Source organism: Agrococcus sp. KRD186, assembly GCF_017168255.1.
GTDB lineage: Bacteria > Actinomycetota > Actinomycetes > Actinomycetales > Microbacteriaceae > Agrococcus.
The window spans coordinates 2,154,832-2,179,746 of record NZ_JABFAP010000001.1; the positions used below are offsets into that span (position 1 = coordinate 2,154,832).

The following is a 24,915-nucleotide window of genomic DNA, read 5'->3' on the forward strand; positions in this document are numbered from 1 at the left end:
GCGTCAGCCCTGCTCGACCAGCCGCTCCTTGCCGTCGACCACCTCGAAGGCCGCGGTGCGGAACGGGGCCGGAATGAGCGTCATCGCGACGCACCCGTTCGTGGCGACCCGCGCATCCGTCACGTCGAACCCGGTCGGGCTCGCCTGCTCGAAGACGCGCTTGCCCGAGCCGATCGCGGCCGGCACCACGATCAGCCGTGCACCTGCAGCTCGCCCTCGCCCTCGTCCTTCAGGCTGCGGATGCGTGCAGGCACGTCGTCGGCGACGACCGACGTCGTCGACGCCCACGGTCCGTCGCCCGCCATCGGCCCCGAGCCGCCCATCGTGGTCGAGACGACGTGCTTCGGCGCCGCGTTGAGCCTGGCGGCGACGCGGTCATCAGGGTCGGTGACCTGCGACCAGTAGTCGGCCATCATGTCGTAGGTCGTGCGGCCGAACAGCAGCGCCGTGGTGCCGCCGAACCACCCGTCGACGGTCTTGGCGACCACGTCGTCGAAAATCGTGGCGCCCCAGCCGCCCCAGCGGAAGCCGCCGGTCGTGTCCTCCTCGGCGCCGCCAGGGCCCTGCATGACGCCGTCGAGGGTCATGAACTCGTGCGCGACCAGTCGCATCGCTCCTCCTCCGTCTCGTGGAAGCGTGCTCCCGTCAGCCGTCCGCCGCAAGGGGCGGGCCGACGCGTCGCGCCTCGCGGCGCGCGATCGCGAGCCACGTGCGCGGTCCGGCGAGCCAGCCGATCAGCGCCGAGAGCGCGATCGAGGCCACCACCCAGACCGAGGCAATGATCCAGAAGCCGACCACGCCGGTCAGCAGCACGAGCAGTCCGAGCAGCCAGCTCGACAGGGTCGAGAGCACGGCCTGCAGGCCGGTGCCGATCGCTGCGCCGCGCACGGTGACGGCGGTCGCGCCGACCACACCGGCCGTCCGCATCCGCCGCACGCTCAGCCAGCAGCCGAGCGCGATCGCGGCGACCGCGAGCAGCACCAGCCCGAGCACGAGCGGCACCAGCCAGCCGGGATCGAGCTGCTCGATCCACGCGATGACGCCGCGCCCCCACTCGACGTCGTCGAAGAGATCGATGATCACCGAGCGGATGACCGCCAGCACGAGGGCGGCCACCAGCAGGCCCCACACCAGTCCCGCGCCCGCGGCGACCAGCGAGAGGCCGATGGCGCCCGCCGACGTCACGGCGGCGCGCTGCCTCGCGTCGAGCGGATCGGTCGGCTTGGGCCGGCGGGCGCCTCGCGGACTCATCGCGGGTCGCGGCCCCACGGGTCTGCGCTCGAGGGCTCGCCGCGCAGCTGCACCGCGGTGAGCTCTGCCTCGTCGCGAGCGCGGGCCGCCGCCTCCTCGGCCTCGGCGACCGCCCGGTAGTCGACGCGCGGCCGCGCCTGCGAGAGGAACAGCCAGCCGAACAGCAGGCCGACGCCGCCGGTGAGCAGCACGGCGAGGCCCAGCTCCCAGAACAGCACCTCCCACATGGTGCCGGTCGTGAGCGAGGCGTCGGCGCCCGTCAGCACCACGATGAAGCCGCCGATGAGCGCGAAGGGCCACACCACCATGCCGATCAGCCCGGTGGTAGCAGTCGTGCACAGCCACGCCAGCCAGGCGGAGCGGTGCGGCTTCGCGAGCCCGGCCGATCGTGCCCACAGGGCGTGCAGCAGCCAGCCGGCGGCGAGCAGTCCGCCGCCGACGAGCGCGCCGATGACGGCGGTCGCCCACACGCGGTCGGGCATCGTCCAGCGGGCGATCACCGAGGTGAACGAGTCGGCCTCGAAGTCGCTCATCGAGTCGCCGGAGACGTGGAGCAGGAAGGCGAAGGTGACGATGAGCGTGAAGGCGGTCAGCAGGTGGGTCGCGAGCGCCATCAGTGTCTGGCCGAGCCACGAGCTCAGCAGCGCCGCCGAGCGCTGCCGCCTGCTCCAAGCCACGCGCGGCGGAAGCATCGGGGCATACGAGCCGGGTGCATAGGCCACCGGCTGCATGTACGGGTAGGGGCCGGATGCGTAGGCTGGCGCCGCGCCGGCCGGGTACGCGACGATCGGACTCGTGCCGACAGTGCCGGGGTAGGGCAATCCGGGGTACAGCTGCTCGTAGATCGCCCTGGGCTGCGCCGGTGCCGCACCCGGCGCCGGACCGTAGGGGGCGACCGCGGAGGGGTTCGCCGCATACGGCGCCGGGCGCGGTGGAGGACCCGGGTACGGCCCCATCGGCTGCACGTGCTGCCTGTGGGCCGCCGGCTGCTGCCAGCCGGTCGGCACGAGGCGCTGCGGCATCGACTCGGCCACCGCCGGCATGAGGCCCGGCGGCATGAGCTGTCCCGGCATGCCGGCGCCGGGATTCGCGACCGCCTGCTCGTGCTCCTGCCCGCCCAGCCCGAGCCGGGCGCGCCGGGCGCGAGCGCGATCCTGCGCGCGGTTCTCGATCGCCGTGGTCGGCACGAGCGCGTCGGCGCGCGGTGCGGAAGGCGCCGGCATCCGCTTGGCGCGCCCGGCGGCTGCGGCGCGGGCGGCGGCATCCGCGGGCACCGGTGAGTCCGCTCCGGGTGGTGGCGGCGCGCCACCGACGGCCGCGCTCGGGTCGCCGGATTCGGGTCGCTCAGCCACGGTGCCGGATCAGCCCTTCGCGCCCGCTGGTGCCGTCGCGCTGCCCGGCGCGCCGGTCACGACCGTCGCCCGGAAGACCGAGCCCATCCAGAGCCACACGAGCACACCCACGATGACCGCGATCACCACCGAGGCGACCAGGAACAGCAGCAGCGCGAACAGCGCGTTCGCGATCACCGCCGAGATGCCGCCGTCGCCGAGCTGGAACACCAGGCCCGCGAGCGCCCCCGCGCCTGCCTGCAGGATCGCCGACAGCCCCAGCGCCATCGGCACGGCCGTGAGCGTCACCAGCACCGGGTGGAAGACCCCGTGCGCCCGCAGCACCAGCCACGACAGCACGAAGCCGCCCAGCAGCAGCACGGCACCGATCACGATCAGCCAGAACGACACGTTGCCGAACGAGGTGGGGTCGACCTGCGTGATCGACCGGTCCAGCTCGCGCACCTGCGCCTCGCTCGCGAACAGCGCCGCGACGGCCATGATCACCGACTTGAACACCGTCGTGGCGTACCAGGCGCCGATCGGCACGGCCAGCGTGATGAGCCCGAGCGTCACCAGCGGCAGCCCGAGCGCACCGGCGATCATCACGCCGCGGCGCTCGCGCTTGCCGAGCCCGGGTCGATGCACCTGCACCGTCTCGATCTGCACGTCACCATGACGGATGCGCTCGGCCGCGTCCGCGTCGCCGAGCGGCCTGGTCGCGACCGCGGTGGGCGCATCGTCGCGCGGGGCCGCCGCCACAGGTGCCGACTCGGGCTCGAGCTCTGCGGCAGGCATCGGTTCGCGCGCGGTCGAGCGCCGCAGCCTCGTCTCGCCGTCGTCGGTCGGCAGCGGGATGGGCGCGGAGTCGTCGCGCCGCACGGGGCGCGGCTTCGGGGTCTGTTCCACGCGCTCATCATGGCACCGGAGCCAGCGCGACGTCGGCGGGATCAGTCGCGCCGGTGCGGGCGCCAGAGCACCACGGCGCCCGGCCTCGACGGGCGGGCGCCCGCGCGGATCGAGGTGATGCCCGCGTGCCCGGCCGCGAACACGCGCCGGCCCGACTGCTGCATCACCGCATCCGCCAGTGCACCCTCGAGCTCGCGAACGCGCTCGCGCAGCTCGCGGTTCTCGTCGCTCATGTCGAGGATGCGCCGGATGCCCTCGAGCGAGACGCCCTCGCCAGAGAGCAGCTGCACCTGCTTGAGCCGGCCGACGTCGCGCATCGAGTAGCGGCGGGTGTTGCCGGCGGTGCGGGCGGGCTCGACCAACCCCAGCCGGTCGTACTGGCGCAGCGTCTGCGCGTGCAGACCCGCCAGCTCGGCGGCCGCCGCGATCGAGAAGATCGGCGACGACTCGTCGAGTCCAGCGGGCTGCCCGAGCATCAGTTCGCCTTGGCCTTCGCCACCAGGTCGGCACGCGGCGACTCGTTCGGGCCCGCCTTGACGAAGGCCTCGAGGTGCTCGACCTGCTCCTTGGTGAGGTGCGCCGGCACGACCACCTGGATGCTGGCAAGCAGGTCGCCGGTGCCCTTCTTGCCGGCCACGCCGCGGCCCTTGACGCGCAGCACGCGGCCGCTCGGGGTGCCGGGGGCGACCTTCAGGCGCACCGGGCTGCCGCCCAGCGTCGGCACCTCGATGGTCGCGCCCAGGGTCGCCTCGGCGAAGGTCACCGGCACGTCGAGGCGCAGGTTGAGGCCGTCCATCGTGAAGACCGGATGCGGTCGCACCTGCACCGTCAGGATGAGGTCGCCGGGCGGGCCGCCGGTGGTGGACGCGTCGCCCTTGCCGGCCAGCTTGATCTTCTGGCCGTCGTGCACGCCGGCGGGGATCTTCACCGTCATCGTCTTGCCGCCGACGGTGAGCTTGAGCGTGTCGCCCTGCACCGCCGAGGTGAAGTCGAGCGCCGCGCGGGCCGTGATGTCGCGGCCCTTCGCGGGGCGCCGCGCGCCGCCGAAGCCGCTGAAGCCACCAGCACCGCCGCCGCCGAACATGCCGCCCAGCAGGTCGTCGAAGTCGCCCTGCGAGTACTGCACCCGCGGGCCACCGCCGAAGCCGCCGAAGACGTCCTCGAAGCCGCCGGAGCCGCCCGGTGCGAAGCGCGGGCGGCCGCCGGCCATCGCGCGCACCGCGTCGTACTCCTGCCGCTGCTTGGGGTCGGCGAGCACCGCGTGCGCCTCGGAGATCTCCTTGAAGCGCGCCTCGGCGGCAGCGTCGCCCGGGTTCGAATCCGGGTGGAACTGCCGCGCGAGCTTGCGGTACTGCTTCTTCAGGTCAGCGGCCGAGACATCCTTGGCGACGCCCAGCACAGCGTAGAAGTCCTTGTCGAACCAGTCATTGCTGGCCATGCGGCGTCACCTCCTCCTGCCTCATCGGCGCTGCATCCATCCCTCTCGGGCTCACTCTGCCGGAACGAAGACCGCGACCTTGGCGGCGCGCAGCACGCGCTCGCCGACGCGGTAGCCCGACTGGATCACGTCGGCGACGACCATCTCGGTCACCTCCGCGCTGGGCAGCTGGGCGACGGCCTCGTGCTTGTCGATGTCGAACGCCTCGCCGACCTCGCCGAGCTTCACGACGCCCAGGTCGGTGAACGAGCCGCGCAGCTTCGCGGCCACGATCGCGAGCGGGCCCTCGACCAGGTCGCCGTGCTTGTCGGCCAGGTCGAGGTCGTCGAGCGCCGGCAGCATGGCCTTGATGACGGATGCGGTGGTCGCCTCGCGGTCACCCGCTCGCTCCCGCTCGACGCGGTTGCGGTAGTTGACGTACTCGGCGCGCAGCCGCTTCAGCTCGTCGAGCTGGGCGGCAGACTTCGCCTCCAGCGCGGCGCGCTCGGCCTCGACCTTCGATGCCTCGCCCTCGAGCAGGGCGCGGTCCTCGGCGCTCAGCTCGTCGGCTTCCGCCTGCGGGGCAGGCTGGGCATCCGACGGAGCGCCGCTCTCGGCCCCGTCGCTGTCGGCCGGCACGACGGGCGTCGTGGACGCATCCGCCGGCACCGCCTGGCTGCCCAGGTCGACGTGACCGGTCGGCTCCGCTGCGGGCTGAGCCCCGGAGTCGGCCTGGGCCGGCTCGCGGGGCTCACCCGTCACGGGGTCGATGCGTCGCTTGTCGTTGACGCGCGGCTCTTCGAACTCCTCGTGATTCGTCACAGCTACTTGTTCTCGCTCTCGTCCTCGTCGTCCACGACCTCGGCGTCGACGACATCGTCGTCGGTGCTCTCCTCGGCCTGCGGCTCGTCGCCGGCCTCGCCGGCGGGCTGCTCGGCTTGGGTCTGCTGGTAGATCGCCTCGCCCAGCTTCGACTGCGACTGCTGCAGCTTCTCGACCGAGGTCTTGACTGCTTCGTCGTCGTCGCCCGCGAGCGCCGCCTTCACGGCGTCGACGTCGGCCTGCACCTCGGTCTTGACATCCTCGGGCAGCTTGTCGGCGTTGTCGGTCAGCACCTTCTCGACCGAGTAGACCAGCTGCTCACCGGAGTTGCGCAGCTCGGCGGTCTCGCGCCGGGCGTGGTCGGCCGCCGCGTTCTCCTCGGCGTCCTTCACCATGCGGTCGATGTCCTCCTTCGAGAGGCTCGAGCCGCCCGTGATGGTCATCGACTGCTCGGTGCCGGTGCCCTTGTCCTTCGCGGAGACGTGCACGATGCCGTTCGCGTCGATGTCGAAGGTGACCTCGACCTGCGGGATGCCGCGCGGGGCCGGCGCGATGCCGGTGAGCTCGAACGTGCCGAGCGGCTTGTTGTCGCGGGTGAAGTCGCGCTCGCCCTGGAAGACCTGGATGGCGACCGAGGGCTGGTTGTCCTCGGCGGTCGTGAAGGTCTCGGAGCGCTTCGTCGGGATGGCCGTGTTGCGGTCGATGAGCTTCGTCATCATGCCGCCCTTGGTCTCGATGCCGAGCGAGAGCGGCGTGACGTCGATGAGCAGGACGTCCTTGCGCTCGCCCTTCAGCACGCCGGCCTGCAGCGCGGCGCCGACGGCGACGACCTCATCCGGGTTGACGCTCTTGTTGGGCTCCTGGCCGCCGGTCATCTCCTTGACGAGGTCGGTGACCGCGGGCATGCGCGTCGAGCCGCCGACGAGCACCACGTGGGCGATGTCGGCCACCTTGATGCCGGCCTCGCGGATGACGTCCTCGAACGGCTTCTTGGTGCGCTCGAGCAGATCCTTCGTCATGTTCTCGAACTGCGCGCGCGTCAGCGTCTCCTCGAGGTTGGCGGGGCCGGCCTCGGTGAGCGAGAAGTAGGGCAGCTGGATGCTCGTGGTCGTCGACGACGAGAGCTCCTTCTTGGCCTGCTCGGCAGCCTCCTTGAGGCGGCGCATCGCGATCTTGTCGTTCGAGACGTCGACGCCCGACTGCTCCTTGAAGCGCTTCTTCAGCCACTCGACGACGCGGTCGTCCCAGTCGTCGCCGCCGAGGCGGTTGTCGCCGGCAGTCGAGCGCACCTGGATGGTCGAGAAGTCGTCGTCCTTGCCCACCTCGAGCAGCGAGACGTCGAAGGTGCCGCCACCGAGGTCGAAGACGAGGATGAGCTCGTCCTCCTTGCCCTTGTCGAGGCCGTACGCCAGTGCGGCGGCGGTGGGCTCGTTGATGATGCGCAGCACGTTCAGGCCGGAGATCTCGCCGGCCTCCTTCGTGGCCTGGCGCTCGGCGTCGTTGAAGTACGCGGGTACGGTGACCACCGCATCCGTCACCTTCTCGCCGAGGTACGTCTCGGCGTCGCGCTTGAGCTTGCCGAGGATGCGCGCCGAGATCTCCTGCGGCGTCAGCTGCTTGCCGTCGATCTCCTGCCTCCAGTCGGTGCCCATGTGGCGCTTGACCGACGAGATGGTGCGATCGACGTTCGTGACGGCCTGGCGCTTGGCCGGCTCGCCGACGAGGGTCTCGCCCTCCTTGACGAATGCGACGACCGAGGGGGTCGTGCGGAAGCCCTCCGCGTTTGCGATGACGGTGGGCTCTCCGTTGTCGAGGAACGCGACGACGGAGTTGGTGGTGCCGAGGTCGATGCCGACTGCTCGTGCCATATGCTCTTGCCTCCTAGTTCGCAGCTCTGCTGCGCTCTGCCTGATTCCGGCGGAGGAGGCCACCGTCAGCCCCCATGCGCGTCCGATCGGACGCACGTGTCTGGCGGTGGACTCGTCCCCCGGAACCGTGCCGCGACCGGCGCCCGGCTGGGCACCCGACTTGAGTCGCGATGGCTCAACTTTGCCAGGTTGAGTCGAGTCGTGTCAAGTTTGGTACCTGTGCATCGACTGGGAATCCGAGCGGATGCGCAGGGTCCGGTGTCGAGGTCCGTCCCCGTACGCTCGGGGCATGCCCTGGCCCGTCACCGAGACCCGCATCGCCTACGAGAACCCGTGGATCCGCATCCGCGAGGAGGCCGTCGTCCGTCCCGACGGGCAGCCGGGGCTGTACGGGGTGCTCGAGGTGCGCGACGCGGTCTTCGTCGTCGCGCTCGACGAGGCGGAGCGGGTGGTGCTCGTCACCGTCGACCGGCACACGACGGGCGACTCGATCGAGGTGCCAGCCGGCGGCGGCGACGACCAGGAGCCGCTGATCGCCGCGCGGCGCGAGCTGCTGGAGGAGACCGGGCTCGAGGCGGACGAGTGGACCCCGCTGGGCAGCATCAACGCGCTCAACGGCGTCGCCCGCGCGGCCGAGCACGTCTTCCTCGCCCGCGGGCTCACCGCTCGCGCCGACGCCGCCCAGTCGCAGGGCGAGGAGGGCATCTCGGCCGTCACGCGGATGCCGTTCAGCGAGGCGCTCGCGATGTGCGGCGACGGCCGCATCACCGACGGCGAGACGGTCGCCGCGCTCGCGCTCGCCGCCATCCGGCTCGGGCGACTGCGCTGAGGCGGCCCGACCGGCCCGGCCGCGGCTGCGGCTGCGAAGACAAAAGCGGCCCCCGAGGGGGCCGCCGGGCCTGATTGCGTGGGTTCAACCAGGGGTGGTGTAGCGATAACGATACACAATCTGGCGATGCCGTTGCACTCGGTATCCCCAAGCGCGCTCGGTGGGCGGACGCGGTGGTGATCCATGGGTCATCATGGCGAGATGAAGACGGCCCTGCCTGGACCTCCCCCTGAGCGAATGATCGTGTATGTCGACGGCTTCAACTTGTACAACGGACTCCACGCCGCATCCGGCCGATCGATGCTGTGGCTCGACCTCGTTGCACTCGCATCTTCCCTCCGCCCGACGCAGCAACTCGTCAAGGTCAAGTACTTCACCGCTCCCGTGCTGGACGACCCCGGCGCTCAGAGCCGCCAGGCGCACTACATCGCCGCGCTCGAAGCGAAGCATCCCCACCGGATCGACGTGATCCAGGGCAGATACCAGCAGAAGCAGGTCTGGTGCAGCACCTGTGGCAACAAATACACGACATACGAGGAGAAGGAGACCGACGTCAACATCGCAGTCAGTCTGGTCAGCGATGCAGCGATGCAGGCGATGACGACAGCGCTGTTGATCTCTGGCGATTCCGACTTGGCCCCTGCGGTTCGCGCGGCACGGCGGCTGCGACCGTCGCTCTTTTCGGTCGCGGCCTTCCCTCCGAAGCGGAAATCGAAAGAGCTCCAGCGCCTCATGCCCGCCTCATTCGTACTCGGTAGTGGACGCATCAAGGCAGCACAGCTGCCGGACAGCTTCACGGAGGGGACGTCGACCTTCCAGCGGCCGGTCCACTGGCGGTAGGTCGTGCTGCCGATCGCTCCAGTGCCGTGCCGCGACACCTGCCGTTCGCCTTTCCGGCCTACGCTCAAGCCATGAGCGTCCCTCACGAGCCGCCCGCGGCATCCGTCACCACCAGGCCGTCGCCCGACGAGCTGGTGCAGCCGGCGCAGGTCGGCATCGGGCCGATCACCCGCCGCGAGCTGGGCCGCCGCGCGCGGGCCTGGGCGATGTGGGATTGGGGCTCCGCCTCGTTCAACGCGGTCGTCACCACCTTCATCTTCAGCACCTACCTGGCCTCGGGGCTGTTCGTCGACCCGGCGATCGTGGATGCCGCGGGCGAGGCGGGCTCGCCCGAGCTCACCCGCGCGCTCGCCGACAACGCCGCCGTCGTCGCTTGGGCGGTGGCGATCGCGGGCATCCTCGTCGCGCTCATCGCGCCGATCGTGGGGCAGCGCTCGGATGGCGGCGGGCGCCGCAAGCTGTGGGTGGCGGTGAACACCGGCATCACGATCCTCGCCATGGTCGGCATGTTCTTCGTGGCGCCGGTGCCCGAGTACCTGTGGTTCGGCGCGCTGCTGCTGGCCGCCGGCAACCTCTTCTTCGAGTTCGCGGGCGTCAACTACAACGCGATGCTGCACCAGGTCTCGACCAAGGAGTCGCTGGGCCGCACCTCCGGCTTCGGCTGGGGCATGGGCTACGTGGGCGGCATCGTGCTGCTGGGGCTGCTGCTGGTGCTGTTCATCTTCCCGCTGCTGCCCGGCGACGACGCCGGCCACGGCATCCTGAACGTGCCCTTCGGCCGCGACGGCGGCGGGCTCGACGTGCGCTTCGCGGTGCTCGCGAGCGCCGGCTGGTTCCTGGTGTTCGCGCTGCCGCTGCTGTTCCGGGTGCCGGAGCTGCCGCCCACCGGCGCCGTGCCGACCCGCGTGGGCATCGTCGAGTCGTACCGCATCCTCTTCCGCACCATCGGCCGCATCGGCCGCCGCGCACCGAAGACGCTGCTGTTCCTGATCGCCTCGGCGGTCTTCCGCGACGGCCTCTCCGGCGTGTTCACCTTCGGCGCCATCATCGCCGCGCAGGTGTTCGACTTCACGTCGACCGAGGTCATCCTGTTCGCGATCGCCGCGAACGTCACGGCCGGCATCGGCACCTTCGTGGGCGGCTGGGCCGACGACCGCTTCGGCCCGAAGACCGTCATCATCATCTCGCTGGTCGCGCTGGCGATCTCGGGCAGCGCCGTGATGTTCATCGACACCAAGGCGCTCTTCTGGGTCTGCGGGCTCGCGCTGGCGACCTTCGTCGGGCCGGTGCAGTCGGCATCGCGCTCGTTCATGGCGCGCATCACGCCGGAGGGCCGCGAGGGCGAGATGTTCGGCCTCTACGCCACCACGGGCCGCTCGGTGTCGTTCCTCACCGCCTCGTTGTTCGGCGCGTTCGTCGGCCTGACCGGCGACACCCGCTTCGGCATCCTCGGCATCGTGATCGTGCTCATCGCCGGCCTGCTGCTCGTGCTGCCGGTGACGCCCAAGCCGACGAAGATCGACGACCGCGACTGACCCTGCGCCGAGTGCGCGGGCGCGCGCGGCGTCAGTAGTCGATGCGGGACGCGTTCGCGCGCCAGGCGTCGAACGGTGCGACCCGCGACTCGATGTGCTGCTGGCGCACCGGCATACGTGAGCGGTCTGCCGACTCGAAGTACGCGTAGAAGGCCGCGTCGTCGAAGCCGGCAGCCGCGGCGTCGTGCCGGTCGGCCGCGAAGACGACGCGATCGATGCGCGCCCACAGCGCGGCAGCGAGGCACATCGGGCACGGCTCGCAGCTCGTGTAGAGCACGGCGCCGCTCAGGTCGAAGGTCCCGAGCTCGGCACAGGCGGTCCTGATCGCCATCACCTCGCCGTGCGCGGTCGGGTCGTTCGCCGCGGTCACCTGGTTCGTGCCCTCGAACGCGCGGCCCTCGGCGGTGACGACGACGGCGCCGAAGGGCCCGCCGGCACTGCTGGCGCTCTCGGTCGCCAGCGCGATCGCGCGCGCCAGCGGTGCTTCGCCGTCGTGTGCTGCTGCTTCCTGCATATGATGCCTCCGCGCTCAGCGAACCACGCGCGGCTGGCCGTGGCCATCAGGCTCGTCAGGCGGGCCACGCCTCGGCGAGCTTGGCCAGCAGCCGCGCGAGTTCGGCCCGCTCCGCATCCGTGAGCGCCTGGGCAGCGGCGGCAACCTCCGCTGCGCGCGCCTCCACGTGCGCCTCGAAGCGCGAGCGACCCGCCTTCGTCGCCTCGATCACGACGCGGCGGCCATCTGAGGGATCGGGGATGCGGCGCACGAGCCCGGCGTCGGCGAGCGCCTGCACCAGCCGGGAGGCGCGGGGCTGGTCGACGCCGATCGCGTGGCCGAGGTCGGTGATCGATCGCGGCTGGGTGGCATGCACGATCGCGTGCAGCATGCGCCTCGCGCCCATGGCGCCCCGGCGGCCAGGGCCGCCCTCCCTTGCGCCGGCGCCCGGCGCGTGCGGCCCGGGCCGGCCGCCCCAGCCGCGGGCATGCGGGCCGCCATGACCGAAGCCGTGCGGACCGTGGCCGGCAGCACCCTCGGGCCGACCGGATCCGCCGGCACCGGGCGGTCGCCGCATGCCGATGCGGTCGAGCGCGGCGGCGATCTGGGCGGTCTCAGGATCTGGGACTTGACGCGCGGCGGTCATGCATGTCATTCTACATGTACATGCTGCTTGACATGGATATGTCGAGTGACATGGATCCGTCGGCCCCCGGCCGAGCGGACCGCAGCGCTCCTGCTGCCCACCGACGAGAGGACCATCGCCATGCGATACCCCAACCACATCCACGAGCACACCGACCAGGCCAAGGCACACCAGGGCGAGCAGCCCGAGCGCAGCGGTCATCCCCGCAGCCACGGCCGCTTCCATCGCGGCGGCATGGGGCCGCACATGCACCACGGCATGCACCACGGCCAGCACTGCGAGCAGCACCAGGGCACCGGCGGCGAGCACCCGCGCGGCGGCGCCCACCGCCGACCCGCCCTCGAGCGCAGCATCATGAAGTCGGCCCGACGCATCCGCCGGTCGGGCCTCGCACCCGAGCAGCTGCACCGCCGCATCGCGGCAACGGTCAGCCACGCCGACTACATGACGACGCTCCGCACCCTGCGGCGCATCGGCATGGAGCTGCGGTCGGACTCGGCCGACACCGCACGCTGAACCGACCCACAACGCTGCAAGGACACCGCACGCTGAACGCGCGCGGCTGACGCGGCACCACCGAGCGCGCTCCTGCCCAGGCAGGGGCGCGCTCGTGCGTGGCGGCTCAGGAGGCGCACAGGATCGTGGCAAGCGACGCGTTCCGGTGCCACGATGAGCGCATGCTGTCGCCGGCGACGAGTCCTGCGACGATCGGGCGCGCCCGCGAGCTCACCGCACTGCGCGAGGCCCACGCGGCGACGCTCGACGGCACCCCCTCCGGTGTCGTGATCGCCGGCGAGGCCGGCATCGGCAAGACGCGGCTGCTGCAGGACTTCCTCGCCGGGCTCGACGGCGTCGTCGTGGCGCGCGGCCAGTGTGTCGCGATGGGCTCGCTCGCGACGCCCTTCGCGCCCCTGCGCGGTCTGTTGCGCGACCTCGTCGCGCGCTTCGGCGCATCCGTCGTGCTCGAGGCCGCAGGCCCCGGCGGCCGGCTGCTGCCCGCCGTGCTGCCCGAGCTCGCCGAGGGCGAGGCGAGCGAGATCAGCCAGGAGCAGCTGCACGACGCGGTGAGCCTGCTGCTCGAGCGGCTCTCGGCAGAGGCGCCGCTGGTGGCCGTCGTCGAGGACGTGCACTGGGCCGACGTGCCGACGCTCGACCTGCTGCGCAGCCTGCTGCGCACGCTGCGGAACGGTCGGGTGCTCATGGTGCTCAGCTACCGCACCGACGACGTCGGCCGCGGGCACCCGCTGCAGCCGGTGCTGGTCGAGCTCGACCGCGCGCGCGAGGTGCGCCGCATCGACGTGCGCCGCCTGAGCGCCGAGCAGGTGATCGAGCAGGTGCAACGGATCCGCGGCGAGCTGCCGGAGCCCGAGGCGGTGGCGGCCCTCATCGAGCGCAGCGACGGCATCCCCTTCTTCATCGAGGAGCTGCTGGCGCTCGAGACCGAGCCCGGCGACCAGCTGCCGAGCACGCTGCGCGACCTCGTGCTGGCCCGCTACGCGCGACTGAGCGAGCCGACCCAGGCGCTCGTGCGGCTGATCGCTGCGGGCGGCGCGAGCGTCGACCACGAGATCGTCTCGCGCGTGCACACGGGTGACCCGGATGGGTTCGATGCGGCCGTGCGGGAGGCGATGGCCGCGAACGTGCTGACGGCCGACGGCACCGCCTACGGCTTCCGCCACGCGCTGACCCACGAGGCCGTGCACGACGAGCTGCTGCCCGGCGAGCGCAGTCGCTTCCACGCCCGCTACGCGACCGCGCTCGAAGCGGGCGACGACCGCGCGGGCAGCTCGGCCGAGATCGCGCACCACTGGCTCGAGGCGCGCGACCAGCTGCGCGCGCTGCCTGCGCTCATCGACGCGGCCCGCCAGGCGGTCGGCGCCGGCGCCCCCGCGAGCGCCGCGCGGCTCGGCGAGCGCGCGCTCGAGCTGTGGCCGCACGTGCCCGACGCCGAGGGGCTCACCGGCGTGCGGCGGTCGCAGCTGTTCCTGGAGACCGCCAGCGCCTACGACCAGGCCGGCGATGCCCGCGCGCTCGCCGTCCTCGACGAGGCGCTCGCCGAGATCGGCGAGGACGACCCGCGCGGACGGGCGCTGCTGCTGCACGAGGCGATGATCGTGCGGCACACCCATGGCAGGCCAGGCGGGCTCGAGATGTGCCGGCAGGCGCTCGAGCTGCTGCCCGCGGATGACGACGCCGAGGGCCAGGCGATCCGCGCGCGCGTGCTGTGCGGCCTCGGCATCATCAGCGCCGCGCACCATGAGCCCGGCAGCCGCGCCACGCTCGAGGAGGCCGTGCGCTACGCCAGGGCGGCGCTCGCGAGCAACCGCGACGAGGGCATCGCGGCACGCGTCGGCTTCGAGCTCGTCCGCGCGCTGACCAATCTGGCGAGCGCGTTCGCCTTCGACGGCGAGGTCGACAGGGCCTTCGCAGCCTTCGACGAAGCGCTCACGCTCTCCGACGGCGAGCCCAACGCGCGGCTGCGGCACGACGAGCAGGTGGGCTGGATGCTCGCTCTGATGGGCCGCTTCGACGAGGCAGTGGCGATGGCGGATGCGGCCGTCGAGTTCTCGCGCGGGTTCGGGATGGAGCGCGGCTGGGGCGCGAGCATCGCTGCGACAGGGACGCGCTCGAAGCTCGCGCTGGGAGACCTCGACGGCGCAGCCGCGACCGTGCGCCACGTGCGATCGCTGCACTCGTCGCCCATGTATGAGGGATATGCGGCCGGGGCCGAGATCGATCTGCTGCTGCTGCGGGGCGACGTCGACGGCGCGACGCGCATCGAGCGCGAGTGGCGCGGCGCCCTCGAGGATGCGGCGAGCGGCGAGCCCGAGGATGCGCTCGAGCTGGGACGCACGATGGCGAACCTCTCCGTCGCGCACGGCGACCTCGACGCTGCGTGGGAGCGGGTCGCGCTGCTCTGGTCGGGCGCGCCGGTGCTGCCCGGCCCTGCCCTGTGGATGGCCGTGCTCGGCGCCGAGCTGCTCGACCGCATGCGCCGCGCCGGCCGCAGCCCGGCCGGGCTTGCACTCGGCGAGGCCGAGGGGCGGCTGCGTGCAGCGTTCGACGCGGCCGCCGTATGGGAGATCGCCGAGTTCTGGCGGCCCCAGCTCGAAGCGCACCTCGCCGGCGACGATGTCGAGGCGTGGCTGGCGGCCGTCGCCGCGACCGAGAGCGGCCGGCTGCCGGTGCGCGTGCGGTTCACCGCGCTGCTGCGGCTGGCGCAGGCGCAGCTGCTCAGCGGCGACCGCACCGCCGCCGAGGCCACCGCCGCCACTGCTGCCGCGCTCGCGGAGGATCTGGGCATGACCGGCCCCGCGGGCGAGATCGCCGAGTTCGCCGCTCGCGCCGGCTTCGCCTCGGCGGCCGGCGGTGGCGCGACCGGTGCGATCGAGCTCACGGCGCGCGAGCGCCAGGTGCTGGAGCTCGTCGCCGAGGGCCTCACCAATCGGCAGATCGGCGAGCGCCTGTTCATCAGCGACAAGACCGCGAGCGTGCACGTCTCGGCGATCCTGCGCAAGCTCGGCGCGAGCGGCCGCGCCGAGGCTGCCGCACGGGCGGCCGAGCTGCTCGTCTGAGGGCACCGACCGCGGCCGAGCTGCTCGTCTGAGGGGCCGCGCGCGCCCGACGCGCTCGCGACCGGCCCAGTAGGCGTGCCTTAGCCGCGCCGAGCGCTTCTGAGGGTGCCTGCGGTGCAGGCCTAAGGCATCCGGGCCCACCTCAGATCGGCAGATCGGGGCCGAAGTTAGGGCATCCGCCCGATCCGCGGGCCACCCCTCAGCGAGGAATCTCGTAGACATCAGCCGGAGCACCCAGCACCGCACCAGCAGCACCAGGAGCAGATCATGGAACAGATCAACCTCGAGGCCACGCAGAGCATCCTTCGCGAGCGCCACGCCCAGGTCGTCCGCGACGCCGAGACCCGCCGCATGCTGCAGGAGCGCCGCGACGCCGGCACCGTCAGCACCCCCGCCGCCGCACCGACCCCCGTCCGCACCGGCATCCTCGTCCGCCTGGCCTCGCTGCTGCGCCCCGCGCACCGCCGCCCCGCGACCGCGTGAGTTGCCGGCGGCGCGCGCCGCACCGCACCGCACCCGCAGAAGAGGCGCACTGACCCCCCACGGGCGGTGCGCCTCGCCGCATGCGGCGGCACGATCGGTGCGGCAGGGCGGATGCGCTCGGCGCGACGCATCCGTCCCGTGGTGCCGCGACAGCAAGCAGACGAGGAGGTGCCCTGATACGGTCAAGGCTATGAGCCACTCCGCGACCGGGACCAATGCCAGCGCGCCCCAGACAGCCGTCTGGTACTTCGTCGGCGCGACCTTCGCGTTCGTCGCGCCGACGCTGTTCTTCCCCGACGTGCCCGCTTGGGCGCGCATCGGCTGCATCGTCGTCGGCGTGGTCGCGTTCGTCGCGGGCGCCGTGCAGTTCCGCCGCGAGCGCCGCCAGCGCCGCAGCGCCGACGCCGCGGCGCACGGCCAACGGCCTTCCTGAGACCAGACCAGCGCAACACGGCCGGCGCCCCCGCCGCCGTACCGGCCCCGTCCGCACCAGCGTCCTCGTTGGCCTCGCATCGCCTCGCCATTGGGTCGCCCCGCGAGCGGCGCTGCCATAGATATATGACTGTTCGCTCTGTGGGGACATCGGTCTGAGCAAGTTGCCCTATACCTGCGGCGGCGAACGCTCAGCGCGGCGGGGCGTCGCGGGTCAGAGCACGGGGTCAGTGGGGCGGATGCGCTCCGCCTCGATCGCGGGATGGTCCAGCACGCGGTCCACGAGCTGGGCGCTGCCGCCGATCAGCGTCACGTCGAGGTCGAGGTCGGTCGCGATGAACCAAGCCGGTGCGGCGTGCGGCTCGACCGGCCAGATCGCGTTGGGCGCGCGGTATCCGAGGGGGCGGTCGGCACGCCAGCCGAGCCCAGCCGTCTCGACCCAGGCGGGGTCGGCGAAGACGCCGAGCTGCGCGCGCAGCAGCACGTGGCCGCGGCCCTGCTGCTCGGCCGGCAGCCCGAGCACATGCTGCGCCTGCATCGCGGCCAGCACCTCGGGGTCGACCGCGGCGACCTGCTCGGCCCGATGCTGCGCCTGCAGCCGCCGCGACTCGCGCCGCCGCACCCACCAGCTCGTGCCCTCCGGGAACGCTGTGAACACGCTCGACCCGCGCGGGTCGAGGCCGCTCCCCGCCCACACCGCTGCCAGCACCTCGGCATCACCGTGGCACTCGAGCAGCAGCTCGGTGAGCGTCGCCAGCAGCGGCACCGGGGTGTCGAGGCCGTGCGGCGGCAGGATGCGGCGGCCGTCGGCCAGCTCGGCGTCGCCGTCGCCGAAGCGCGACTCCCAGACCGTGTAGCGGTCACCCGACAGGTCGCGATCGCCCAGCAGCCTCCCGGCCTCCGCCCACGTGATCTCGCGTGCGTCGTACCGAACGCTGCCCCACGCATCCGTCTCACCGGTGCCGTCAGCACGGAGTGCCGGCGTCTCGAGCGTCGCCGGGTGCAGGACGCGCGCGTAGGCGTCGAAGATCGGCGGCACGTGGGCGGCGACCGAGCCGAAGTCGGCGAGCGACTCCTGCACCCAGCGCGCCACCTCGACGTCGCGCTCGACGCGCAGCGGCCCGGCCACGGGCTACTCGATCTCGGGCGCGTCGATGCGCGTGCGGTGGAACGACTGGAAGGAGCGCGACGCGGTCGGCCCGCGCTGCCCCTGGTAGCGGTTGAGGTTCGCGCCCTGGCCGTACGGCGACTCGGCCGGCGACGAGAGCTGGAAGTAGCAGACCTGCCCGATCTTCATGCCCGGCCAGAGCTTGATCGGCAGCGTCGACACGTTCGAGAGCTCGAGGGTGACGTGGCCCGAGAAGCCAGGGTCGATGAAGCCGGCGGTCGAGTGGGTCAGCAGGCCGAGCCGCCCGAGCGACGACTTGCCCTCGAGCCGCGCGGCGACGTCGTCGGGCAGCGTCACCCGCTCGTAGGTGGCGCCGAGCACGAACTCGCCCGGGTGCAGGATGAACGGCTCGTCGTGGTCGACCTCGACCAGCCGGGTGAGTTCCGGCTGATCCTCCGCCGGGTCGATGAACGGGTACTTGTGGTTGTCGAACAGCCGGAAGCCGCGGTCGAGCCGCACGTCGACGCTCGCCGGCTGCACCATCGACAGGTCGAGCGGGTCGAGGGCGAGCTCGCCCGAGTCGAGCCGGGCACGGATGTCGCGATCACTGAGCAGCACGAGTGCGAGCGTATCGCTCGGCGCGCGCCGGCCCTCGTCAGTATCCGACACGGCGGATGCGCTGGCGCGGTTCACAGCAGAAGGGAGGACGATGGGTGCAGACGGGCCTGGGCACCAGGTCGTGGTCTGAGGTCGCAGGGGAGGTGGCCATGGACGGCAGGCGCGATCGCCGGCTCGAGGACTGGGTCGAGCTCGCAGCGGCCGCCGTCGAGCGCGCGCGGCGCTCGATCGGCGACGACGAGGTGGCCCGCCGCGTCGAGGCAGGTGTGACCGACGAGGAGTACGAGGTGGTGGTGCGCGTGCTGCGCACGATGGGCCGCGACCTGCAGTCGAGCGGCACCGACCTCTCGGCGCTCGACGCCCGCCTGCGCGCCGGGCACGTCGAGCAGCATCCCCACGTGCCGGAGGCTCCGGACGATGTCACGCCAGCCGATGCGGCGCCGGCCACCGTCGAGCGGAATCCCGAGCCCACGCTCGCCGACCTGCCGGCGCACGAGCGGGCGAACCTGACGCCCGCGGAGCTGGCGAGGAAGCTCGCGCGGCTGCGCAACCCGATCCTGCCGCACCCGCGGCGCGGTCGCGGCGCGTAGGCCGCCCTTCGCTCCGCGCGCCGAGCGGGGCGCGAAGGGCGCCGCCCTCAGCGCGCCCAGATGCCGCGGGCGACGCAGTAGCCGCCGTAGACGATCAGGCCGATCGCGATCGCGACCAGCGCGATCACGCCGCCGGGCACGGTGGTCAGCGACTGCAGCGCGCCGTCGAGCCCACCGGTGTCATCGGGCTCGTGCCGCACGGCGGCGAGCACGAACAGCACGCCGACGATGGCGATCGCGATGCCCTTCGAGACGAAGCCCGGCATGCCGAGCGCCTCGACGAGCCGCCGGAATCGCCGCGGCGGGGCCACATCCTCGAAGAACGTGCGGCGCAGCCCTCGCAGCACGAACGCCACCCCCACCCCGACGATCACGAGGCCGGCGGCGCCGATGAGCCACAGCCCCACCGGGCTCGCCATCACGGCGGACGAGAGCGTCTCCGTCGCCCGCTCCCCGTCGACCTCGCCGCCGAACGCGAAGACCAGCGCGGTGCCGCCGACGACCGCGTGGCCGATGCCGCGGCCCGCCGCACGGAGGGCGTCGCGTCGGCTGCGTCGCGACTGGGCGATCGCGATGACGAAGGCGTGCAATGCCAGCGCGATGAGCGCGATGCCGACCACCCAGAGCGCGATGCCACCCACGACCGTGCGCTCGATCGCGCGCATGGCGCCGGACTGGTCGGCGGGGCCGCCCGCGCCGAAGGCGATGCCGAGCGCGATGCCGCCGATCACCATGTGCACGACGCCGTTCGCCGACTGGCCGACGCTCTCGATCCAGGAGGTGGCGCGGTGGTCCTCGGCTCCGGCGGCGGCGCGCTGCGCCTTGTGCGCGGCGTCCGATGCCGCGTCCGCCGCGTCCGACAGCGGCTCCCGCAGCCCTTCGCCCGACGCCATGGGCCAACGCTAGCCGCGCCGGCCGGGGATCGCCCGCCGCGTCAGCGCGACCAAGCGCCTCGCGCGAAGCAGTAGATGCCGTAGAGCATCAGCCCGACGGCGATGCCGACGAGCGCGAAGACGCCGCCGGGCACCGTGGTGAGCGACTGCAGCGCGGCATCGAGGCCGCCGGCCTGCTCGGGATCGTGCTGCACGGCGGCGGTCAGGAACAGCACGCCGACGACGACCACGGCCAACCCCTTGGCGACGTAGCCGCCGGTGCCGAGCACCTCGACGAGCCGGCGGAACCTGCGCGGCGGCGAGACGTCCTCGAGGAACGTGCGCCGTACCCCCTTGATGACGAAGTAGACCCCGATGCCGGCGATCACCGTGCCGACCGCACCGACCAGCCACGGCCCGAAGGGCGTCGCCATCAGGTCGGAGGAGATCGAGTCGGTGCTCTGCTCGCTGTCGGACGAGCCGCCGACCGCGTAGACGAGCGCCGTCGAGCCGACCGCGGCGTAGGCGATGCCGCGCCCGGCGTGCTTGAGCGCATCCTTCCAGTCGCGTCGCGAAGCGGCGATGGCGCTCACGAGCGCGTGCAGCGCCAGCAGCACCATCGCGATGCCCACAGCCCACAGCGCGATGCCGCCCAGCGGCGTCTGCTGCATCGCGCGCATGGCCCCCGACTGGTCGGCGGAGCCGCCCGCGCCCAGCGCGACGCTCAGCGCGATGCCGCCGATGATCAGGTGCACGACGCCGTTGGCGACCTGCCCGATGCCCTCGACCCAGCTCGCCGCCGGATGCTGCTCGGCCTCGGCCGCGGCGCCCTGCGCCTTCCCCGCGGCACCCTTGGCCGCGTCGCCGGCGCGACCGGCCGCATCCGTCGCCGACCGGATGGTGCGCGACCTGGGCTCAGAGCTGCTCATGCCGTCACGCTACGCGCTCGCGCCTGGGCCCGCCTGAGCCGGTTCGGCTACCGTGTCGACGAGCGAAGGAGCAGCATGGCGATCGAGCAGACCGACGACACCGCGACCCACTGGCACGGCACCGAGGGCGATCCGGTCGTGGTCGTGCTGCACGACTGGAACGGCCGCTTGCCGTGGGCCGACGACTTCGGCGCGCGACTGGCGGCGGAGGGCTTCCGGGTCGCCGTGCCCGACCTCACCGGCGGCCGCAGCTCGATCGCCGACGCCGACGCGCGGGTGCTGCTCAAGGAGCGCACCGCCGATCTCGAGGGCGCGCACCGCATCGTCAGCGAGACGATCGGCGAGGCGCGCGCGCTCGGCAGCCCGGCGGCGGCGCTGGTCGGCTTCTCGATGGGCAGCATGATTGCGCTCGAGTATGCGTCGCAGGGCTCGGTGGATGCGGTGGTCGCCTACTACGGCTCCGCGCGCGACGGGCGCGTGCCGCTGCGGGTGCCGGTGCTGTTCCAGCTCGCCGAGCGCGACTCGTGGCGCGGCAAGGAGTCGCCCGCCGCGATGCAGGAGCGGCTGGCCGGCGAGGGCTTCGACGAGGTCGAGATCCGCCACTATGCGGGCGCGGTGCACGGCTTCCAGAACGAGCAGGTGGCCGACAAATACCGTGCGGATGCGTCGGCCGCGGCCTGGGAGACGACGCTCGCGTTCCTGCGCGCGCAGCTGGGCGGCGCCGTCCCGAGCTGACGACGGGGCGCCTACGCGCTGAAGCTCTCGCGCAGCAGGCGGCCGAGCGCTGCCTCGCCCTCGGCGAGCGCCGCGCGCTGCCGGGTCGCGCCGTTGCCCTCGGCGCGGACGCGCGCGATGAGCGCATCGACGCGCTGCTCGTCGCCCGCCGCCTGCAGCGCCGGCCGCGCGGCCTCGACCATGCGGTCGATCACCTCCCACGCGGGCGTGAGGCGGGCCGTGGTCGGGTCGACGAGCCCGTCGTCGAGCCCGTGCCTGGCGGCGTGCCAGATGGCAGAGTCGACGAGCTCCGGCTGGGCGGCGGCCTCCGCGTGCGGCAGCTCGCCCGCCGCGGCGACCTCGACGAGCGCCCGGGCCAGCAGCGCCGTTGCGACGGTCTCGCCGGCCGAGAGCTGCGCGTCGAACAGCCGCAGCTCGATCGTCGGCCAGCGCTCGGCGAGCCGCATCATCCACGCGAGCGATGCGGTGTCGAAGGTGGTGCCGAGTCCCACGAGCGCCAGGCTGCGCCGCTCGTAGTCCTCGGCGTCTGCGAAGATCGGCGGCGCCGAGGCGGTCGTGAAGCGGCGGCCGATCATGGTGCGCCAGCTGGCGAAGCCGGTGTCGGCACCGGCGAAGCTCGGCGAGTTGGCGGTGAGCGCGAGCAGCGGCGCGAGCCACGGCCGCAGCGCCCGCATGATCGTCACGCCCTCGTTCCGCGAGGTGATCGCCACGTGCACGTGCAGGCCCTGGATCTGGTGGTCGGGCCGAATGGCGCCCAGCTCGCTGTCGAAGCGCAGGTAGCGGTCGCCCTCGGCGGTGCTCGAGGCGCCGCGGCCGTGGGCGGTGCCGACGCTCGCGGGGATGAGGCTGCGCCTGGCAGCCGCCTGGCTCAGCGCATCGCGGAACGCGCGCACGACCCGCTCGGCAGCGTCGCCGTCGGCGAGCACCGGCGACGAGAACTCCAGTTGCGCGCGCAGGAACTCGTGCGTGATCCAGCTGGCGCTCGCGTCGAGGTCGACGAGCTCGCCGATCACCTCGTCCGCGACGTCGATCGGCGAGAGCGTGTCGGGCTCGAGCAGGATGACCTCCTCCTCGACGCCGATCGTGCGTGGGCTCGCCTGGGTCGGCCGGAGGTCGGTCATGCTCTGGATTGTCCCCCACCGGGCGCCGCCGATGCTGAGAATCCGCCCCTGGCGCCCGGTCGCCGCGTGGGGAACAGTAGGCGCATGCGAGCGATCTGGAAGGGCTCGATCACATTCGGGCTCGTGAACGTGCCGGTCAAGCTGTACTCGGCGACCGAGGAGCACGACCTGCAGCTGCACCAGGTGCATGACGCCGACGGCGGCAGGATCCGGTACCAGCGCAAGTGCGAGGTGTGCGGCAAGAAGATCGAGTACGCGCACATCGACAAGGCCTACGACGACGGCGAGCAGACGGTCGTGCTGACCGACGAGGACATGGAGTCGCTGCCGGCCGAGAAGAGCCGCGAGATCGAGGTGATGGAGTTCGTGCCGAACGAGCAGATCGACCCGATCCTGCTCGAGCGCAGCTACTACCTCGAGCCCGACTCGAAGAGCCCGAAGGCCTACATGCTGCTGCGGCAGGTGCTCGAGGAGACCGAGCGCACCGCGGTCGTGAAGCTCTCGCTGCGCCAGCGCACGCGGCTCGCCTCCATGCGGGTGCGCGACGGCGTGCTGACGGTGCAGACGATGCGTTGGGCCGACGAAGTGCGAGCGGCCGAGTTCGAGAGCCTCGACGAGCGTCTCACCGTCGGCAAGCGCGAGATGGAGCTCGCGCGATCGATCGTGCGCGACCTCGAGGCCGACTTCGAGCCCGAGCAGTACGTCGACGAGTACCAGGAGCAGCTGCACAAGCTCGTCGAGGCGAAGCTCGAGCAGGGCGACGCGCTCGACACCGCCGCCACCTTCGGCGAGGCCGAGGAGGGTGAGGGCGCCGAGGTGATCGACCTGCTCGAGGCGCTGCAGCGCTCGGTCGAGAAGAAGAAGGGCACGGATGCGTCCGGCTCGGCCGCGAAGGGCACGGCCAAGCAGAAGGCGGCCAAGCAGGCCGCGTCCGACGGGGAGTCGACGACGAAGAAGGTCAAGAAGCCGGCATCGAAGCAGTCGACCGCGAAGAAGCAGTCCGCTGAGAAGAAGCCGGCGGCCAAGCAGAAGTCCGCCTGACGTGGCGGCGGCCGAGCGCATCACCGTCGGCGGGCGCACGCTGCGCTTCACGAACGGCGACAAGGTGCTGTACCCGTCGACCGGGACGACCAAGCGCGACGTGCTCGAGTACGTGCTTCGCGCATCCGAACCCCTCATCGCCCATGCAGCCGGCCGCCCCGTCACGCGCAAGCGGTGGCCCGACGGGGTCGGCACGGCGCGCAAGCCCGGCAGCCTGTTCTTCCAGAAGGCGCTCGAGAAGGGTGCGCCCGACTGGATCGAGACCGTCGAGCAGCGGCACTCGACCGGGCCCAAGCAGTACCCGCTGCTGACCGAGGCCGGGACGCTCGCGTGGATGGCGCAGATGGGGGCGCTCGAGTTGCACGTGCCGCAGTGGCGTGCGGTCGACGGCGAGCGCACCAACCCTGACCGACTGGTGCTCGACCTCGACCCGGGCGAGGGCGCCGACCTCGACGACTGCGCGCGGGTGGCGCTGTGGGTGCGGGAGCTCTTGGTCGACATCGGGCTCGAGCCGTTCCCGCTCACGAGCGGCTCGAAGGGCATCCACCTCTACGCGCGGCTCGACGGCACGGTGACGAGCGAGCAGGCGAGCGAGGTGGCGCACCAGCTGGCGCGCTCGCTCGAGCAGATGCACCCGGACGAGATCGTCAGCGACATGAAGAAGGCGCTGCGGCGCGGCAAGGTGCTGATCGATTGGAGCCAGAACTCGGCCTCGAAGACGACCGTCGCGCCCTACTCGCTGCGCGGGCGGCTGCGGCCGACCGTCGCGGCCCCCCGCACGTGGGACGAGGTGGAGGCGGGCGGGCTCGAGCAGCTCGAGTACGAGGAGGTGCTCGAGCGGCTCGAGCGCGACGGGGACAGCATCGCCGCGCTCGACCCGCCGCCCGACCGGCTCGCGAAGTACCGCGGCATGCGCTCGGCCGCCCGCACGCCGGAGCCCGTGCCCGCCGAGCCCGCGACCCCCGGCGAGGGGCAGACCTGGGTGGTGCAGAAGCATCAGGCGAGCCGGCTGCACTACGACTTCCGGCTCGAGCAGGAGGGCGTGCTCGTGTCGTGGGCGGTGCCGAAGGGGCTGCCGGCCACCGCGAAGCAGAACCGGCTCGCGGTGCAGACCGAGGACCACCCGCTCGCGTACGGCTCGTTCGCGGGCACGATCCCGAAGGGCGAGTACGGCGCCGGCAGGGTGGAGATCTGGGACGCCGGCGAGTACGAGCTCGAGAAGTGGCGCGACGACGAGGTGATCGGCACGCTGCGCGGGCGGCCCGACGGCGGGCTCGGCGGCGAGCCGTACCGCTTCGCGCTCATCCGCACCGACGCCGCCAAGCGGCAGTGGCTCGTGCACCGCATGAAGGAGCAGGATCCGGTGCGCGATGCGCGCAAGAAGGGGTATGCGCCGCCGGCCGGCACGGCGGCGGGGCGCGGCGGGGCCGCCGCGAAGGCGGCGGGGCGCGGCGGTGCCGCGTCGAAGGC

The 24,915-nt window shown here is 72.6% G+C and carries 27 protein-coding genes; 11 read left to right on the top strand and 16 right to left on the bottom strand.

The features are described from left to right. Positions 1–3: 3 nt before the first annotated feature. The 9 genes from J1M46_RS10530 to dnaK form a co-directional block, all read right to left on the bottom strand. Positions 4–186: a hypothetical protein gene (locus tag J1M46_RS10530; RefSeq protein ID WP_206447755.1), complete on the bottom strand. Its 183-nt coding sequence runs from the start codon at positions 184–186 to the stop codon at positions 4–6. Positions 187–191: 5 nt separating this feature from the next. Then, positions 192–611, bottom strand: a complete 420-nt coding sequence (locus J1M46_RS10535) for a dihydrofolate reductase family protein (RefSeq protein WP_206447756.1) — start codon at positions 609–611, stop codon at positions 192–194. Between the two features lie 34 nt (positions 612–645). Next, positions 646–1,185 (bottom strand): hypothetical protein, encoded by a 540-nt coding sequence (locus J1M46_RS10540; RefSeq protein WP_206447757.1) that lies wholly within the window; start codon positions 1,183–1,185, stop codon positions 646–648. A gap of 62 nt (positions 1,186–1,247) precedes the next feature. Continuing rightward, positions 1,248–2,603 (bottom strand): hypothetical protein, encoded by a 1,356-nt coding sequence (locus J1M46_RS10545; protein ID WP_206447758.1) that lies wholly within the window; start codon positions 2,601–2,603, stop codon positions 1,248–1,250. Positions 2,604–2,612: 9 nt separating this feature from the next. Then, positions 2,613–3,491, bottom strand: a complete 879-nt coding sequence (locus tag J1M46_RS10550; protein ID WP_206447759.1) for a hypothetical protein — start codon at positions 3,489–3,491, stop codon at positions 2,613–2,615. A gap of 41 nt (positions 3,492–3,532) precedes the next feature. Next, a complete protein-coding gene (locus tag J1M46_RS10555) occupies positions 3,533–3,967 on the bottom strand; it encodes a heat shock protein transcriptional repressor HspR (RefSeq protein ID WP_206447760.1) in 435 nt (144 codons plus the stop codon). Next, positions 3,967–4,929: a DnaJ C-terminal domain-containing protein gene (locus J1M46_RS10560; RefSeq protein ID WP_206447761.1), complete on the bottom strand. Its 963-nt coding sequence runs from the start codon at positions 4,927–4,929 to the stop codon at positions 3,967–3,969. Before J1M46_RS10560 ends, J1M46_RS10555 begins: the two co-directional genes overlap by 1 nt. Positions 4,930–4,980: 51 nt before the next feature. Further along, positions 4,981–5,730 carry a nucleotide exchange factor GrpE gene (locus tag J1M46_RS15830; protein WP_206447762.1) on the bottom strand — a complete coding sequence of 250 codons (750 nt, stop codon included), beginning with the start codon at positions 5,728–5,730 and terminating at the stop codon, positions 4,981–4,983. A gap of 2 nt (positions 5,731–5,732) precedes the next feature. Then, a complete protein-coding gene (gene dnaK / locus J1M46_RS10570; protein WP_206447763.1) occupies positions 5,733–7,598 on the bottom strand; it encodes a molecular chaperone DnaK in 1,866 nt (621 codons plus the stop codon). Between the two features lie 289 nt (positions 7,599–7,887). On the opposite strand from dnaK, the gene J1M46_RS10575 reads away from it, so the two are divergent. The 3 genes from J1M46_RS10575 to J1M46_RS10585 all read left to right on the top strand — a co-directional run bounded on the left by J1M46_RS10575 (position 7,888) and on the right by J1M46_RS10585 (position 10,802). After that, complete coding sequence (locus J1M46_RS10575) at positions 7,888–8,427, top strand: NUDIX domain-containing protein (RefSeq protein ID WP_206447764.1); 540 nt, start codon at positions 7,888–7,890, stop codon at positions 8,425–8,427. Between the two features lie 201 nt (positions 8,428–8,628). Continuing rightward, positions 8,629–9,267 (top strand): NYN domain-containing protein, encoded by a 639-nt coding sequence (locus J1M46_RS10580; protein WP_206447765.1) that lies wholly within the window; start codon positions 8,629–8,631, stop codon positions 9,265–9,267. Positions 9,268–9,338: 71 nt separating this feature from the next. Next, a complete protein-coding gene (locus tag J1M46_RS10585; RefSeq protein WP_206447766.1) occupies positions 9,339–10,802 on the top strand; it encodes an MFS transporter in 1,464 nt (487 codons plus the stop codon). Between the two features lie 31 nt (positions 10,803–10,833). Here J1M46_RS10585 and J1M46_RS10590 read toward each other — a convergent pair whose 3' ends face one another. Together J1M46_RS10590 and J1M46_RS15430 are read right to left on the bottom strand one after the other, a co-directional pair. Then, entirely contained in the window at positions 10,834–11,316 is a 483-nt protein-coding gene (locus J1M46_RS10590) for a nucleoside deaminase (RefSeq protein ID WP_206447767.1), read from the bottom strand. Positions 11,317–11,371: 55 nt separating this feature from the next. Further along, complete coding sequence (locus J1M46_RS15430; protein ID WP_241249092.1) at positions 11,372–11,941, bottom strand: MarR family winged helix-turn-helix transcriptional regulator; 570 nt, start codon at positions 11,939–11,941, stop codon at positions 11,372–11,374. A 120-nt stretch (positions 11,942–12,061) separates the two neighbouring features. Between J1M46_RS15430 and J1M46_RS10600 the strand changes: the two genes are divergently transcribed. The 4 genes from J1M46_RS10600 (at position 12,062) to J1M46_RS10615 (ending at position 16,432) form a co-directional block, all read left to right on the top strand. Continuing rightward, positions 12,062–12,457 (top strand): hypothetical protein, encoded by a 396-nt coding sequence (locus J1M46_RS10600; RefSeq protein ID WP_206447768.1) that lies wholly within the window; start codon positions 12,062–12,064, stop codon positions 12,455–12,457. Between the two features lie 161 nt (positions 12,458–12,618). Continuing rightward, positions 12,619–15,516: a helix-turn-helix transcriptional regulator gene (locus J1M46_RS10605; protein ID WP_206447769.1), complete on the top strand. Its 2,898-nt coding sequence runs from the start codon at positions 12,619–12,621 to the stop codon at positions 15,514–15,516. Between the two features lie 267 nt (positions 15,517–15,783). Continuing rightward, positions 15,784–15,999 carry a hypothetical protein gene (locus J1M46_RS10610; RefSeq protein ID WP_206447770.1) on the top strand — a complete coding sequence of 72 codons (216 nt, stop codon included), beginning with the start codon at positions 15,784–15,786 and terminating at the stop codon, positions 15,997–15,999. A 190-nt stretch (positions 16,000–16,189) separates the two neighbouring features. After that, the gene (locus J1M46_RS10615; protein WP_206447771.1) at positions 16,190–16,432 is read left to right on the top strand and encodes a hypothetical protein; all 243 of its coding nucleotides are present in this window, start codon (positions 16,190–16,192) and stop codon (positions 16,430–16,432) included. Between the two features lie 213 nt (positions 16,433–16,645). On the opposite strand, the gene J1M46_RS10620 is transcribed toward J1M46_RS10615, so the two are convergent. Together J1M46_RS10620 and dcd are read right to left on the bottom strand one after the other, a co-directional pair. After that, positions 16,646–17,560 carry a hypothetical protein gene (locus J1M46_RS10620; RefSeq protein ID WP_206447772.1) on the bottom strand — a complete coding sequence of 305 codons (915 nt, stop codon included), beginning with the start codon at positions 17,558–17,560 and terminating at the stop codon, positions 16,646–16,648. 3 nt (positions 17,561–17,563) lie between these two features. Continuing rightward, a complete protein-coding gene (gene dcd, locus J1M46_RS10625) occupies positions 17,564–18,157 on the bottom strand; it encodes a dCTP deaminase (protein WP_206447773.1) in 594 nt (197 codons plus the stop codon). Between the two features lie 149 nt (positions 18,158–18,306). Between dcd and J1M46_RS10630 the strand changes: the two genes are divergently transcribed. Beyond that, the gene (locus tag J1M46_RS10630; RefSeq protein ID WP_206447774.1) at positions 18,307–18,747 is read left to right on the top strand and encodes a hypothetical protein; all 441 of its coding nucleotides are present in this window, start codon (positions 18,307–18,309) and stop codon (positions 18,745–18,747) included. 47 nt (positions 18,748–18,794) lie between these two features. On the opposite strand, the gene J1M46_RS10635 is transcribed toward J1M46_RS10630, so the two are convergent. Beyond that, positions 18,795–19,640, bottom strand: coding sequence for a DUF1206 domain-containing protein (locus tag J1M46_RS10635; protein WP_206447775.1), 846 nt, complete (start codon positions 19,638–19,640; stop codon positions 18,795–18,797). Positions 19,641–19,681: 41 nt separating this feature from the next. After that, positions 19,682–20,548: a DUF1206 domain-containing protein gene (locus J1M46_RS10640; RefSeq protein ID WP_206447776.1), complete on the bottom strand. Its 867-nt coding sequence runs from the start codon at positions 20,546–20,548 to the stop codon at positions 19,682–19,684. Between the two features lie 75 nt (positions 20,549–20,623). Here J1M46_RS10640 and J1M46_RS10645 point away from each other — a divergent pair, with 75 nt between their 5' ends. Further along, positions 20,624–21,283 (top strand): dienelactone hydrolase family protein, encoded by a 660-nt coding sequence (locus J1M46_RS10645; RefSeq protein ID WP_206447777.1) that lies wholly within the window; start codon positions 20,624–20,626, stop codon positions 21,281–21,283. Positions 21,284–21,294: 11 nt separating this feature from the next. On the opposite strand, the gene J1M46_RS10650 is transcribed toward J1M46_RS10645, so the two are convergent. Further along, positions 21,295–22,404, bottom strand: coding sequence for a carboxylate-amine ligase (locus J1M46_RS10650; RefSeq protein WP_206447778.1), 1,110 nt, complete (start codon positions 22,402–22,404; stop codon positions 21,295–21,297). An 84-nt stretch (positions 22,405–22,488) separates the two neighbouring features. Here J1M46_RS10650 and ku point away from each other — a divergent pair, with 84 nt between their 5' ends. Both ku and ligD read left to right on the top strand, forming a co-directional pair. Beyond that, entirely contained in the window at positions 22,489–23,445 is a 957-nt protein-coding gene (gene ku, locus J1M46_RS10655; protein ID WP_206447779.1) for a non-homologous end joining protein Ku, read from the top strand. Position 23,446: 1 nt separating this feature from the next. Then, positions 23,447–24,915: non-homologous end-joining DNA ligase (ligD, locus tag J1M46_RS10660; protein WP_206447780.1), on the top strand; the 1,469-nt coding region annotated here is incomplete at its 3' end.

What these genes read in the sequence shown, in the direction of transcription:
- J1M46_RS10535 (WP_206447756.1), bottom strand. Translation starts at nt 611, where the DNA reads ATGCGACTGGTCGCGCACGAGTTCATGACCCTCGACGGCGTCATGCAG.
- J1M46_RS10555 (WP_206447760.1), bottom strand. Translation starts at nt 3,967, where the DNA reads ATGCTCGGGCAGCCCGCTGGACTCGACGAGTCGTCGCCGATCTTCTCG.
- J1M46_RS10560 (WP_206447761.1), bottom strand. Translation starts at nt 4,929, where the DNA reads ATGGCCAGCAATGACTGGTTCGACAAGGACTTCTACGCTGTGCTGGGC.
- dnaK (WP_206447763.1), bottom strand. Translation starts at nt 7,598, where the DNA reads ATGGCACGAGCAGTCGGCATCGACCTCGGCACCACCAACTCCGTCGTC.
- J1M46_RS10575 (WP_206447764.1), top strand. Translation starts at nt 7,888, where the DNA reads ATGCCCTGGCCCGTCACCGAGACCCGCATCGCCTACGAGAACCCGTGG.
- J1M46_RS10580 (WP_206447765.1), top strand. Translation starts at nt 8,629, where the DNA reads ATGAAGACGGCCCTGCCTGGACCTCCCCCTGAGCGAATGATCGTGTAT.
- J1M46_RS10585 (WP_206447766.1), top strand. Translation starts at nt 9,339, where the DNA reads ATGAGCGTCCCTCACGAGCCGCCCGCGGCATCCGTCACCACCAGGCCG.
- J1M46_RS10590 (WP_206447767.1), bottom strand. Translation starts at nt 11,316, where the DNA reads ATGCAGGAAGCAGCAGCACACGACGGCGAAGCACCGCTGGCGCGCGCG.
- J1M46_RS15430 (WP_241249092.1), bottom strand. Translation starts at nt 11,941, where the DNA reads ATGACCGCCGCGCGTCAAGTCCCAGATCCTGAGACCGCCCAGATCGCC.
- J1M46_RS10600 (WP_206447768.1), top strand. Translation starts at nt 12,062, where the DNA reads ATGCGATACCCCAACCACATCCACGAGCACACCGACCAGGCCAAGGCA.
- J1M46_RS10605 (WP_206447769.1), top strand. Translation starts at nt 12,619, where the DNA reads ATGCTGTCGCCGGCGACGAGTCCTGCGACGATCGGGCGCGCCCGCGAG.
- J1M46_RS10610 (WP_206447770.1), top strand. Translation starts at nt 15,784, where the DNA reads ATGGAACAGATCAACCTCGAGGCCACGCAGAGCATCCTTCGCGAGCGC.
- J1M46_RS10615 (WP_206447771.1), top strand. Translation starts at nt 16,190, where the DNA reads ATGAGCCACTCCGCGACCGGGACCAATGCCAGCGCGCCCCAGACAGCC.
- J1M46_RS10630 (WP_206447774.1), top strand. Translation starts at nt 18,307, where the DNA reads ATGGACGGCAGGCGCGATCGCCGGCTCGAGGACTGGGTCGAGCTCGCA.
- J1M46_RS10635 (WP_206447775.1), bottom strand. Translation starts at nt 19,640, where the DNA reads ATGGCGTCGGGCGAAGGGCTGCGGGAGCCGCTGTCGGACGCGGCGGAC.
- J1M46_RS10640 (WP_206447776.1), bottom strand. Translation starts at nt 20,548, where the DNA reads ATGAGCAGCTCTGAGCCCAGGTCGCGCACCATCCGGTCGGCGACGGAT.
- J1M46_RS10645 (WP_206447777.1), top strand. Translation starts at nt 20,624, where the DNA reads ATGGCGATCGAGCAGACCGACGACACCGCGACCCACTGGCACGGCACC.
- J1M46_RS10650 (WP_206447778.1), bottom strand. Translation starts at nt 22,404, where the DNA reads ATGACCGACCTCCGGCCGACCCAGGCGAGCCCACGCACGATCGGCGTC.
- ku (WP_206447779.1), top strand. Translation starts at nt 22,489, where the DNA reads ATGCGAGCGATCTGGAAGGGCTCGATCACATTCGGGCTCGTGAACGTG.